The sequence below is a fragment of the Bradyrhizobium sp. CCGUVB4N genome (genome assembly GCF_024199945.1).
In the GTDB taxonomy this organism is placed as follows: Bacteria; Pseudomonadota; Alphaproteobacteria; order Rhizobiales; family Xanthobacteraceae; genus Bradyrhizobium.
In genome coordinates this window covers 2517125-2530374 of sequence record NZ_JANADP010000001.1, presented here as the reverse complement: position 1 = coordinate 2530374, position 13250 = coordinate 2517125, and the positions used below count along the sequence as shown (strand labels likewise).

General features: G+C 64.8%; 11 protein-coding genes. 2 read left to right on the top strand and 9 right to left on the bottom strand.

Features of this window, described 5'->3' with window-relative positions; genetic code table 11:
- Window positions 1–32: 32 nt before the first annotated feature.
- Entirely contained in the window at window positions 33–707 is a 675-nt protein-coding gene (locus tag NLM31_RS11375; protein WP_254192252.1) for an HAD family phosphatase, read from the bottom strand.
- A 154-nt stretch (window positions 708–861) separates the two neighbouring features.
- On the opposite strand from NLM31_RS11375, the gene NLM31_RS11370 reads away from it, so the two are divergent.
- Both NLM31_RS11370 and NLM31_RS11365 read left to right on the top strand, forming a co-directional pair.
- Window positions 862–1329, top strand: a complete 468-nt coding sequence (locus tag NLM31_RS11370; protein ID WP_254129255.1) for a nuclear transport factor 2 family protein — start codon at window positions 862–864, stop codon at window positions 1327–1329.
- 55 nt (window positions 1330–1384) lie between these two features.
- Window positions 1385–1795, top strand: coding sequence for a nuclear transport factor 2 family protein (locus NLM31_RS11365; protein WP_254196171.1), 411 nt, complete (start codon window positions 1385–1387; stop codon window positions 1793–1795).
- A gap of 154 nt (window positions 1796–1949) precedes the next feature.
- Here NLM31_RS11365 and NLM31_RS11360 read toward each other — a convergent pair whose 3' ends face one another.
- From NLM31_RS11360 to NLM31_RS11325, 8 genes are all read right to left on the bottom strand, one after another.
- Entirely contained in the window at window positions 1950–2141 is a 192-nt protein-coding gene (locus tag NLM31_RS11360) for a hypothetical protein (protein WP_237866489.1), read from the bottom strand.
- A 222-nt stretch (window positions 2142–2363) separates the two neighbouring features.
- Entirely contained in the window at window positions 2364–2774 is a 411-nt protein-coding gene (locus tag NLM31_RS11355) for an acyl-CoA thioesterase (protein WP_254129253.1), read from the bottom strand.
- A 21-nt stretch (window positions 2775–2795) separates the two neighbouring features.
- Entirely contained in the window at window positions 2796–4892 is a 2097-nt protein-coding gene (locus NLM31_RS11350) for a 3-hydroxyacyl-CoA dehydrogenase NAD-binding domain-containing protein (RefSeq protein WP_254192251.1), read from the bottom strand.
- Between the two features lie 2 nt (window positions 4893–4894).
- The gene (locus NLM31_RS11345; protein ID WP_254192250.1) at window positions 4895–6178 is read right to left on the bottom strand and encodes an acetyl-CoA C-acetyltransferase; all 1284 of its coding nucleotides are present in this window, start codon (window positions 6176–6178) and stop codon (window positions 4895–4897) included.
- A complete protein-coding gene (locus tag NLM31_RS11340; RefSeq protein ID WP_254192249.1) occupies window positions 6178–8445 on the bottom strand; it encodes an acyl-CoA dehydrogenase in 2268 nt (755 codons plus the stop codon). The genes NLM31_RS11345 and NLM31_RS11340 overlap by 1 nt, the downstream gene beginning before the upstream one ends.
- Before the next feature lie 303 nt (window positions 8446–8748).
- On the bottom strand, window positions 8749–9372 hold the full coding sequence (locus NLM31_RS11335; RefSeq protein WP_254129249.1) for a flavin reductase family protein: 624 nt from the start codon (window positions 9370–9372) through the stop codon (window positions 8749–8751).
- A gap of 70 nt (window positions 9373–9442) precedes the next feature.
- Window positions 9443–10042, bottom strand: coding sequence for a TetR/AcrR family transcriptional regulator (locus NLM31_RS11330; RefSeq protein WP_254129248.1), 600 nt, complete (start codon window positions 10040–10042; stop codon window positions 9443–9445).
- Window positions 10043–10075: 33 nt separating this feature from the next.
- Entirely contained in the window at window positions 10076–13213 is a 3138-nt protein-coding gene (locus tag NLM31_RS11325) for an efflux RND transporter permease subunit (RefSeq protein WP_254129247.1), read from the bottom strand.
- Window positions 13214–13250 lie beyond the last annotated feature (37 nt).

Genomic DNA, 13250 nt, shown 5'->3' with positions numbered 1-13250 from the left:
CGCGTGCCGATCACGGTTAATGGATGAAACCCTCACCACGCCATCGCGGCTGCGAGCCGCGCGAGCAACTCGGGATCGTCGAAGGCGCTGGCGGAAGCGACCGCGCCGGCCCCAACAAGGTCAGCATGGCTGAGGCTGGTCCGGATGCCGATGGTCGGAATGCCGGCAGCCGTGGCCGACTGCACGCCGGAACGGGAATCCTCGAAGGCAATCGAGGCAGCCGCGCTGGCGCCGACGAAACGCAAGCCCTCCTGATAGGGCAATGGATGCGGCTTGGCGTGCGGCAACTCGTCGCCGATCACGAGCGTCCTGAAGCGGTGCGTGATGCCGAGGCCGGAGAGCAGCAGCTCGGCGTTGAGACGCGGCGCATTGGTCACGGCCACCATGGGAATGCCGGCCGCGTCCGCGCGGTCGAGCAGCGCCATCAGGCCCGGCAGCGGCTCGATCTGTCCCGCGACGAGCGTGCGGAACACTTCTTCCTTCTCGCCGAGAATCGCGGTGCGCCGCTCCGACGTTTCGTTGGGCAGAAAGCGCTCGCCGATCGACACATTGGCGAAGCCCTGCAGCTCCCTGGAGAAGCGCGCGTGGTCGAAGACATGACCGTGAGGACCGAGCACCTGGTTGAACGCCTTCAGATGCAGCGGGTCGGTATTGGCAAGCGTGCCGTCGATATCGAACAACAATGCCTTGCCGAGAGTCTCGATCATGTCCGTACTTTCCTGAATGCGCCACGCATCAATGCCGAAGACGTATCAATAGAGCCCCGCGCACGCAATAACGCATGCGGATGACGATCACGCGCCACTCGACAAAGCTACCCGTGGCTGTAACACTCCATACAAGATCAAAAAGGAGGAAACGATGACGATCAACCGACGCGATCTGGCTCTCTCGACTCTTGCCGTTCCAGCTCTCGCCGTCTCCGCGCTTGCGCTCTCGACACCGGCGCTCGCGGCTTCAGCGGACGAAGAAGCCGTGGCGAAGCAGGTCGAGGCCTTCCGCCTCGCCCAGATCGCGGCCGACCCGAAGGCGCTCGGCGCGCTATGCTGGGACGATCTCAGCTACAGCCATTCCAACGGCAAGGTCGAAGACAAGGCGACCTTCATCACCAACGCCACCGACGGCAAATCGAAGTTTCTGTCGATCGCCTATCAGGACCCGACCATCAAGGTGGTCGGCCCCGCCGCGATCGTGCGCTTCCACTGGGTCGCGGAACAGGAGATGGCGGCCGATGGGAAAAAAGTGCCGACCAACCTTCACATCCTGATGAACTGGCAGAAGCAGGGCGACGCGTGGAAGCTGTTGTCGCGCGCCGCGACGAAATTGTGATCAACGCCATCGTTCCGGGACGCGCGCAGCACGCCGCTGCAACACTCGCGACAAGATCAAAAAGGAGGAAATGATGACGATTAATCGCGATCATGCTGCCGCGGCGGATCATGAGGCAGTGGCAAGAAATGTCGAAGCATTTCGCCTCGCCCAGATCGCGGCTGATCCGAAGGCGCTCAGCGTGCTGTGCTCGGACGATCTGAGCTACAGCCATTCCAGCGGCTTCCTCGAGGACAAGGCGGCCTTCATCGCCAACGCCACCGACGGCAAAACGGAATTCCTGTCGATCGCGTACAAGGATCCGACCATCAAGATCGTCGGCCCCGCCGCGATCGTGCGCTTCCACTGGATGGCCGAGATGATGACCGACGGAAAGAAAGTGGCAAACAGCCTTCACATCCTGATGAATTGGCTGAAGCAGGGCGACGAGTGGAAGCTCTTGTCCCGTTCCGCAACGAAATTGTGATGCTCTATTTACCCTCTCCCCTTGTGGGAGAGGGTGGCTCGCCGCCCCGCGCTTCGCGCCAGCTTCTCCCACAAGGGAGAAGGAAAGTGCAGCGGTATCAAGGGCTGCAAAATTTTCCGACCACGCTCTGCGCGTCAGAAAATGACCAGAGCGGCTACGCCGCCTCTCTCACATCACCGTTAACCAGCTTGCGCGCAGCGCGCTCGGCTTCGCGTGCGTTGCGGAAGAGCTGGCCTTCGAGGCGATTGAACTGATGCGACGAGGCGAAGAAGCAGTAGCCGCCTTGACCGCGAACGACGATGCCCGCTGTCTCTGAATTCACTTCGATGATGTAGCTGTCCGGCATGGCCCGTGGATTCCTCAGTGCGGGCGAATAACGGCATCCCTCCCCGAAAGTTCCTCGGGCAAATCAGCCGGTTTTCACCCCGAATCGACGCGTCATTGAGTACGCCGGGACCTCATCCGTTTTGTGACTGGTTGTTGGCAAAGGCGCGACGCGATGACTTAGTCATGCCGCGTTTCTTAACACCGCACGTCTTCGTGAGATGAGGCGCAAAGCCGCGCGCGATTACGTCGCGATCGGTGGAGCGTCGCGCTGGATCGCTTGCGGATGGCCGTTGTCGTCGATCGAGACGTAGGTGAAATTGCCGTCGGTCACGAGGATCGGCTGCAGCTCACGCCGCCGCAACGCCCAGGCTTCGAGATGAACGGTCATCGAAGTACGGCCGACGCGCACCAGATTGGCGTAGACCGAGACGAGATCGCCGACATAGACCGCCTTGCGAAAATTCATCGCGTCGATCGCGACCGTGACGGTGCGCGACTTCGCGACCTTCGATGCAAACACGCCGCCGCCGACATCCATCTGGCTGAGCAGCCAGCCACCGAAAATGTCGCCATTGGCATTGGTGTCGGCGGGCATCGCCAGCGTGCGGATGCAGAGATCGCCGTTCGGCTCGATGTCGGACATTTCAGTCATGCAGGTCTCACTTGGAAAGGCTCACTTGAAATTGTCCCAGCCCGGATCGGGCGCGAAGCGCTCGCCGAATCGCTCGGCCAGCGCGCGCATGGTGGATACAATATTTTCCACGCCGCGCGTGCGCGCATAGTTCAGGGGACCGCCGCGGAACGGCGCGTAACCGGTGCCGAAGATCATGGCGCCGTCGACCGCATCGGGATCGTCGACGATGCCTTCACGCAGGCAAGCGACGCAGACATTGGACATCGGCAGCACCAGGCGGTCGATCATCTGGTCGGTGACGCGCGGACCGGTCTCGGGCAGTGGCGCCTTTTCGGCCTTGCCGTCCTTCCAGGTGTAGAAACCCTTCCCGGTCTTGCGGCCGAGCTCGCCCTTGGCGACCTTCTCGCGCAGCCAAGCCGGCGTCGGCGGCAGCAGATCGCCGAATTTCGTGCGCAGCATGTCGCCGACCGCCAGGCAGATATCGAGCCCGACCTGATCGGCCAGCTCGATCGGCCCCATCGGCATGCCGAACTGTTCTGCCGCGGCATCGATCAGGCGCTGGTCGGTCTTTTCGTCCAGCATCACCATGGCTTCGAGCATGTAGGGCGTCAGCGCGCGGTTGACGAGGAAGCCGGGCGAGCTCTTCACCGACAATGGCAGGCGGTCGATCGCACCGACGAAGGCGAGCGCTTCCTTCAGCACCTGCGCATCGTTGCCGTCATGGCTGACGATTTCGACCAGCTGCAACCGCGAGACCGGGTTGAAGAAGTGCAGGCCGACGAGCCGTTCCGGCCGCGCCAGCGTGGTGCGGAGATCCTGAAGCGGAATGCTCGACGTGTTGGTCGCAAGGATCGCACCCGGCTTCATCTTCGGCTCGAGGCCGGCATAGACCTTTTGCTTGAGCTCGAGCTTCTCGGGCACCGCCTCGATGATGAGATCGGCGTTGCGAACGCCCTCTCCGTCCATGTCGGGGATCAGCCGATCGAGTGCGTCGCGCACCTCGGTCGGCTTGCGGATGATCTTGCCGTAGAGCTCGGCCGCACGCTTCACCGCGCCCGCGATCGGCTCGGCCTTCATGTCGGCCAGCGAGACGCGCAGCCCCTGCCCGGCTACCCAAGCCGCGATATCGCCGCCCATGGCGCCGGCGCCGATGACGTGAACATGCTCGACCGTGTTGCCGGAGCCGGCAGCCTTCTTCATCTGCTCGCGCAGGAAGAACACGCGGATCAGATTTTGCGCGGTCGGCGTCACCATCAATTTGGCGAAGGACGCCTGCTCCGCCTTCAGCATCGCGGCCTTGCTGCCGCCATGCGTCTCCCAGAGATCGATCAGCGCGTAGGGCGCCGGATAGTGCTCGCGCGGCGCGGCCTTCGCCGCCTCGGAGCGCATGCGTTTGGCAAGCAGCCCGCGCACGGGGCCGAGATTGGCCGCGCGGGTGAGAAGGCCGGGCTTGGCGCGCTTCAGGCGGCCGAACAGCACGTCCTTCACCGCGCCGCGGACGTGACGCTCCTGCGTCACGGTATCGACGAGGCCGAGCGATTTGGCGCGGCGCGCATCGATGGTGCGGCCGGTGAGCATCAGTGCCATCGACTGGGTCGGATTGACCAGCGCGGTGAAGCGCGCGGTGCCGCCGAGGCCGGGATGCAGGCCGAGCATCACCTCCGGGAAGCCGAAGCGCGCGCCGTCGACGGCAATGCGCGACTGGCAGGCAAGCGCAACCTCGAGCCCACCGCCGAGGCAGAAGCCGTGGATGACCGCGACCGTCGGCAGCTTGAGCGCTTCCAGATGATCCACCACCGCATGCGCGGCACGGATGCGCGTCTCCACCACCTCCGGATCACTCGCGCCACGGAATTCGTTGACGTCGGCGCCGGCGATGAAGCCGGACGGCTTTGCCGAGCGGATCACGAGGCCTGCCGGACGCTCGGTCTCGATCGCCGCGAGCGCGGCGTCGAACTCCTCCATCACGTCGGCCGACAGCGTGTTGGCGCTTGTCTCGGCGCGATCGAACAGCAGCCAGGCGACGCCGTCGGCATCGCGCGTCAGCTTGAAGTTCTTGTACGGACCGTCGGCGGCAGGCTTGGGCCCGAACTCGAGCACCCGGTCCCCGAGTGCGGTCATGATCTTCGAATCCATGGTCACACCGCCTCGATCAGCATGGCGCCGCCGAGCCCGCCGCCGATGCACTCGGTGGCAATCCCGCGCCGCGTGCCGAGCCGCTTCATCGCGTTGACGAGATGCAGCACGATGCGGTTGCCGGAGGTGCCGACGGGATGGCCGAGCGAGATCGCGCCGCCATCGACGTTGAGCTTTTCGCGATCGATCTCGCCGGCCGCGCCGTCGAGCCCGAGAATCTCGCGGCAGAACGTGTCGTCATTCCAGGCGGCGAGACAGCCGAGCACTTGCGTGGCGAACGCCTCGTTCAACTCCCAGGTCTCGACGTCCTGGACGGTCAGGTTGTTGCGCTGGAGCAGCGGCGTCGCCGACATCACCGGGCCAAGGCCCATGATGGTGGGATCGAGCGCGGCCCAGTTGCTGTCGACGATTGCGGCCTTCGGCGTCAGCTTGTGCTTTGCCACCGCCGCGTCGGACGCCAGGATCACCCAGGAGGCGCCGTCGGTGATCTGCGAGGAATTGCCCGCGGTGACCTGGCCCCAGGGACGCTCGAACACCGGCCGGAGCTTTGCCAGTGTCTCGGCTGTCGAGTCCGGACGCACGCCGTCGTCATGGTCGAAGAATTTTCCGTCGCGGGCGAACGCGGTCTCGACCTCGCCTTTCAGAAAGCCCTCGGCCTGCGCATGGGCGAGCCGGCGATGGCTCTCGGCCGCATAGGCATCCGCCTGGGCGCGCGTGATGCCGAAGAGATGGCCGACGACTTCGGCGGTCTGGCCCATATTGAGTTCGGTGATGGGATCGGTCAGCCCACGCTCGAGGCCGATGATCGGCTTCAGATAGCGCGGACGCAGCCTCAAGGCGGCGGCGAGCTTGGCGGCAACGCCCTTGGCGGTGGCAAGACCGGCAAACCAGCGCACACCGGAGTTCGGCCAGACCAGCGGCGCGTGGCTGAGCGCCTCGGTGCCGCCGGCCAGGATCATGTCGGCATGACCTTCGCGGATGTAGCGGTAGGCGGTATCGATCGACTGCATGCCGGAGCCGCAATTGATCTGCACGGTGAAAGCGACCATGTCCTCGCCCATGCCGAGCCGGAGCGCCGCGACGCGGGCCGGGTTCATCTCGTCGGCGATGACGTTGACGCAGCCGAGGATGACCTGATCGAAGTCGGTCGGTGCAAACGGCTGGCGCGCCAGCAGCGGCCGGCCGCATTGCACGGCGAGATCGACCGGCGTGAACGGGCCCGGTCCGGAGCGCGCTTTCAGAAACGGCGTCCGGCTGCCGTCGACGATGAATACCGGTCGTGCCATCAGCTCGCCGCCCTCTGTTCACCGAGTTCCTGGAAGAACTGATGCACGTCGCCGGTTTTCTTGTAAATCGACGACAGCGCCTCCGGCGCAAAATCGTCGACCTCGATGACCTTTGTGACGGCTTCATGAGCGGAAGCGAGCTGCTCGCCTTCGGCCTGCGTGATCACGCCCTTGGTGACGGCGTCCTTCCAGTCGCGGATATGAGCAGCCCGCATGCGCTTGGCGACGGCGTCGGTCGCCGCGACCAGCTTGAACGCGCGCTCCAGCCGGGCAAAACCGCTGTCGTCGTCGACATGGGCGAGATCCGGCGTCAGGCGTTCGCGCGCGGCCGTGGGCTCCAGCACGAGGCTTGCGCATTGGTGCACGACGCGGTCGGAGGGCCCGAGCACGCGCGCGCCGAACGGCTGGACCACGAGCTTGAGGATCACGGCGACGAAGCGGTTCGGCAGATTGGCGAGAATCTCGGCGAGCCTGTTCTCGATCGTCCGGAAGCCCGACGCCATGCACCATTCCAGCGCGGCAAAGTCTTCCTTCTGCCGTCCCTCGTCCTGCCAGCGCTTCAGCGCGGCCGAGAGCAGGTAGAGCTCGGAGAGGATGTCGCCGAAGCGCGCCGACAGCATCTCCTTGCGCTTGAGCGCGCCGCCGAGCGTCAGCAGCGCCATGTCGGCGCAAAGCGCAAACGCGGCGGAGTAGCGCGAGAGCTGGCGATAGAACGGCGTGGCATCGCCGGCATCAGGCGCCAGCGCAAAGGCGCCAAAGGTCCAGCTTCGGCCGAAGGCGCGGAACAGCGTCTGGAAACTGTGACCGACATGCTTCCAGAACGCCTTGTCGAACGCGGTGAGCCCGCGCTCGCGGTCGGTGTCGGCCAGCGCATTCATCTCGTCGAGCAGATAGGGGTGCGCCCGGATCGCGCCCTGCCCGAACACGATGAGATTGCGGGTGAGGATGTTGGCGCCCTCGACCGTGATGCCCACGGGCACGGCGCGATGGAGATTGCCGATATAGTTCTGCGGACCGTCGATCACGGCCTTGCCGCCGTGGATGTCCATGGCGTCGTCGATCGCGATGCGCATCCGCTCGGTCGCGTGCAGCTTCATGATGCCAGAGATCACGGCGGGATGAACGCCGGCGTACAAAGCAGCACAAGTCAGCCGCCGCGCCGCATCGAGCTGGTAGGCAGTGGCGACGATGCGCGCGAGCGGCTCCTCGACGCCTTCGAACTTCGAGATGGAGATGCCGAACTGCTCGCGAATGCGGGCATAGGCGCCGGTGGTGCGCGCCGCGTAGGCCGCGCCGGCCGCGGAGAGCGACGGCAGCGAGATGCCGCGGCCGGCGGCGAGCGCTGTCATCAGCATCTTCCAGCCCTGGCCGAGCCGTTCCTTGCCGCCGATGACATAGTCGAGCGGGATGAAGACGTCGCGGCCCCAGTTCGGGCCATTCTGGAACACCTGCATCGACGGCAGATGACGGTGGCCGATCTCGACGCCGGGCAGATTGGTCGGGATCAGCGCGACGGTGATGCCAAGCTCTTCCTGATCGCCGACGAGATGGTCGGGATCATAGGCCTTGAAGGCGAGACCCAGCAGCGTCGCGACGGGGCCGAGCGTGATGTAACGCTTGTGCCAGTTCAGCCTGAGGCCAAGGACCTCGCGGCCCTCGAAATTGCCCTTGCAGATGATGCCGGTGTCGACCATCGAGGCGGCATCGGAGCCGGCTTCGGGGCTGGTGAGGCCGAAGCAGGGAATGTCGCGGCCGTCGGCGAGCCGCGGCAGCCAGCGCTCCTGCTGCTCCTTGGTGCCGAAGCGCATCAACAGTTCGCCGGGGCCGAGCGAGTTCGGCACCATCACGGTGACGGCGGCTGCGATCGAGCGGGTCGAGATTTTCCGCACCACTTCCGAATGCGCATAGGGCGAGAAGCCGAGGCCGCCGAACTCCTTCGGAATGATCATGCCGAAGAATTTCTCGCGCTTGATGAAGGCCCATGCCTCCTGCGGCAGGTCGCGCCATTCCCAGAAGATCTTCCACTCGTCGAGCATGGCGCAGAGCTCGTCGACGGGACCATTGAGGAAGGCCTGCTCCTCGCTGGTCAGCGTCGCCTGTGGGATCTTCAGCAGCTTCGACCAGTCGGGATTGCCGGTGAAGAGATCGGCGTCCCACCAGACGTCACCGGCCTCCAGCGCCTCGCGCTCGGTGTCGGACATCGCCGGCAGCACGCCGCGCGCCCAGGAGAAGATCGGCTTGGTCAGGATGTCGCGGCGGAAGCTCATGGCGGACCTCATGAAACGGCGCGGGTATCGGCATTTTAGCGGAAAGTGGCCGGCATGCGTGAACACTTCGCCAGCAAAATGATGCGAATTGACGCGGCCGGGCGGCCGCCCCCGGGGACCATAACGGCCGGGGCGTGGGGGCAGTTCCGGGAGGGGGAATGGGCTGAATGTCTCCCCATGTCATTCCGGGGTGCGCCTCTTGGCGCGAGCCCGGAATCCATACGCCCGATGGTGGTTATGGATTCCGGGCTCGACGCTACGCGTCGCCCCGGAATGACTGTGTGGAGGGAGTGCGGCCCGGCCTTAATCCGGCCGGACCATCTCGAACATGTTTTCCGGCTTGATCTCGAAATAATCGCCGCGACGGCCGGCGCGCACAATCGGGCGGGCGGCGGCGGTCTGGTAGACGCCGTCCTTGATCATGGCCTTGTCGATATGGACGGCGACGACCTCGCCGAGGGTCAGCCAGGCGTCGGCCTCCTTGCCGTCGGCGCCCTTGAGGCGGACGATGTCGGACACCTTGCATTCGAAGGCGACGGGGCTCTCGCCGACGCGCGGCACGTTGACCAGCTTGCCCGGCACGGCGGTGAGACCCGCGATCTCGAACTCGTCGACCTCAGGCGCAACATGCGCGGCGGTCGCGTTCATGTGCTTGGCGAGATCCATGGTGGCGAGATTCCAGACGAACTCGCCGGTCTGCTGGATGTTCTCGACCGAGTCCTTCCAGTTGGTTGAGGAGAAGCCGATGATCGGCGGCACGTAAGCGAAGGCGTTGAAGAAGCTGTAGGGCGCGAGGTTGACGTGGCCCTTGCTGTCGCGCGACGAGATCCAGCCGATCGGCCGCGGCGCGATGATGGCGTTGAAGGGATCGTGCTTGAGGCCGTGGCCCTTGGAGGGCTCGTAGAAGTACAGGTCTTTGTCGGTCACGCGCTGCTTCTCCGCTATCCCGCCATTCCGGGCAATGCGAAGCAGCTTATAGGGGAAACCCGGCGGCCCGTCAGTGGCGCGGCGACAGACCCGCGATGACGAAATCGATCATCTGGTCGATGGTCGGGCCCGGCTTGGTGGCGCACTGGGCGATCATCTGGGGGTGGAAGAAGCGCATCATCGCGGTGCAGGCGCACAGCGAGGCCAGCTGCAGGTCCGGCGCTTCGAATTCGCCGGAAGCAACGCCCTGCGCGATCATCTGGCCCATGAAGCCGGCAATGCACTCCATATGGGCGACACAGACGTCCCAGTCCTCCTGCATGGCGATCTCGACCATCTCATGCAGCTTGGAATCGCCGACATAGCGCTCGGTGTTCATGCGGTGGATGGTGGTGAGCAGCTCGCGGAAGCGCGGAAGCACCGGGCCGGGCCGAGCCACGATCCGCTGCGCCTCCAGCTCGACCTCACCCATCAGGCCCCGCGCCACCGCCTGGTGGATCGCCTTCTTCGATTCAAAGAAGCGATAGACATTGGCGGGGCTCATCCGGAGCTCTTTGGCGATGTCCCCGACCGTGGTCTTCTGGTAGCCGATCACGCGGAACAGCCGCTCAGCCACCTCGAGAATACGATCCCGGGTGTCGCCTTCGATATGTTCCGCAACCAGTGTCATGTGTCAGGACTCGTCCGTCGGTAGTCTTCTCATTTATTCAGCCGCTTCAGCAAGCGGAATTGCGTGCTGGTCATCGCTCCCATGCTGCGGCGCGGCAGGCTGCTCGGGGGTGCCGGCCTCGTCGAGGCTCTTGCGGAACCACAGGGCGTAGAGGCCCGGCAGGTACAGCAGCGTCAGGAACGTCGCGACGAACAGGCCGCCCATGATCGTGATCGCCATCGGGCCCCAGAAGGCCGACCGCGACAGCGGGATCATGGCGAGGATGGCGGCGAGCGCCGTCAACACCACTGGGCGGGCGCGGCGGACGGTCGCCTCCACGATCGCCTCCCGGCGAGTCAAGCCGTGAGACACGTCGGTCTCGATCTGGTCGACCAGGATGACCGTGTTGCGCATGATCATGCCGGCGAGCGCGATCAGGCCCAGCAGCGCCACGAATCCGAACGGCGCGTTGGCGACGTTGAGGCCGAAGGAGGCACCGACGATGCCGAGCGGCGCGGTCAGGAACACCAGGATCAGGCGCGAGAAGCTCTGCAGCTGGAACATCAGCAGCGTCAGCATCACCATGACCATCAGCGGGAAGAGGATGAAGATCGAGGCATTGCCCTTGGCGGATTCCTCGAACGCACCACCCGGCTCGATGCGGTAGGCCGGCTCGAGGTAGTCCTTGATCTGCTGCAGCTTCGGCGTGATCTGGTTGGTGACGTCGGGCGCCTGCACGCCGTCGACGACGTCCGAGCGCACGGTGATCGCCATGTCGCGGTTGCGCCGCCACATGATCGGCTCCTCGTGGGCGTACTCGATCTTGGCGATCTGCTGCAGCGGCACGGCCACGCCGTTCTTCGAGGTGATGGTGAGATCACCGACGCCGCCGAGATCGAGGCGCTCGGACGGAATCGCGCGGGCAACCACGCCAACCTTCTCGATGCCGTCACGCACGGTCGTGACCTGCGCGCCCGAGATCAGCATGGACAGCGCCTGGGAGACGTCCTGGGGGGTGAGACCCATGGCACGGGCGCGATCCTGGTCGACGACGAGCTTGAGGTAAGGCGACTGCTCGTTCCAGTCGAGCTGGACGTCCTTGACGTTCTTGTTCTGCCGCATGACGTCGCGAACCTGGTAGGCGATCTCGCGCACCTTGTTGGCGTCGGGGCCGATCACGCGGAACTGCACGGGGAAGCCGACCGGCGGACCGAAATTGAAGCGGTCGACGCGCACGCGCGCCTCGGTCAGCATGCCGTCGGCAACCGCGCCTTCGATCTTGGCCTTGACCCGTTCGCGTGCCTCGACGCCCTTGGCGACGATGACGATCTCGGCAAAGGCCTCGTTCGGCAGTTGCGGGTTGAGGCCGAGCCAGAAGCGCGGCGAGCCCTGGCCGACATAAGACGTATAGGTCTCGATGTCCTTGTCGTCCTTGAGCAGCGTCTCGGCCTTCTTCACGGCCTTCTCGGTGACGTTGAAGGCGGTACCCTCGGGCAGACGCAGCTGGAGGAACAGCTCGGGCCGCTCCGACAGCGGGAAGAACTGCTGCTGGACATGGCCGAAGCCGACGATGGAGGCGATGAAGACGCCGACGGTCGCGACCACCACGGTGATGCGGTGATTGACGCACCATTGCACGATGGCGCGCAGGCCGCGGTACATGCGGGTCTCGTAGACCGCGTGCGGATCGTGATTGTGATGCACCTTGATGTTGGGCAGCAGCATGACGCCGATATAGGGCGTGAAGATCACCGCCACGAACCAGGATGCGACCAGCGCGATCGCCACGATCCAGAAGATGCTGCCGGCATATTCGCCGACCGCGGAATTGGCAAAGCCGATGGGGAGGAAGCCAGCGGCCGTGACCAGCGTTCCCGTGAGCATCGGAAACGCAGTCGATTCCCAGGCAAAGGACGCCGCACGCATGCGATCCCAGCCCTGCTCCATCTTCACCACCATCATCTCGACCGCGATGATGGCGTCGTCGACGAGCAGGCCGAGCGCGATGATCAGCGCGCCGAGCGTGATGCGGTGCAGGTCGAGCGACATCGTGTTCATGACGATGAAGACGATGCCGAGCACCAGCGGCACGGAGAGCGCGACCACGATGCCGGTGCGCCAGCCGAGCGCGAGGAACGAGACAAACAGCACGATGACGAGCGCTTCCATGAAGGAGTGCACGAACTCGCCGACGGCGTGCTCGACCACCTTGGGCTGATCGGCGATCAGCGCGACGTCGACGCCCTGCGGCACGGCCTTCATGAACTCCGCGGTCGCCTTCTCGACCTCCTTGCCGAGCTCGAGGATGTTGGCGCCCTTGGCGGTGACGACGCCTATGCCGATCGCGGGCTTGCCTTCCTGACGGACGACGAAGCTCGGCGGATCGACATAGCCATGGGTGACGGTGGCGATGTCGCCGAGGCGGAACACGCGGCCGTTGCTCTCGACGGGGGTCTCGGCCACCGCCTTGGCGCCGTCGAGCGCACCGGTGACGCGCAGCGGCACGCGCTGCGACGAGGTCTCGACCGTGCCGGCCGGGGTCACGTTGTTCTGCTTGGCAAGCGAATCGAACAGCGCCTGCGGCGTGATGCCGAGGGTGGCGAGCTTCGCATGCGAAAACTCGACGAAGATGCGCTCGTCCTGATTGCCGTAGACGTCAACCTTGGTGACGCCGGGCACCTTGAGCAGGCGCTGACGAAAACCTTCGGAGACCTTCTTGAGCTGGGCGTAATCGGCGCCGTCGCCGGTCATCATATAGAGGATGGAATCGACGTCGGAGAACTCGTCGTTGACGACCGGTCCCAGGATCCCTGCGGGCAACTGGCCCTGCACGTCGACGAGCTTCTTGCGCAGGAGATAGAAGAGATAAGGCACATCCTTCGGCGGCGTGGAGTCACGGAAGGTGACCTGAAGCGCGGTGAAGCCGGGCTTGGAGTAGGTCTGCACCTTCTCGAAATAGGGCAGCTCCTGGATCTTCTTCTCGATGGGATCGGCGACCTGGGTCTGCATTTCCTGCGCGGTCGCGCCCGGCCACATCACCGAGACGTTGACCACCTTCACCGTGAAGAACGGATCCTCGGCGCGGCCGAGCTTCTGATAGGAGAAGAAGCCGGCGACGCCGAGCACGAGCATCAGGAACAGCACCAGCGTCGGATGGCTGACGGCCCAGGCCGAAAGGTTGAAGCGCTTCATCGCACTCTCCGGAAAAAACGATCCACTTGCCAAAAAC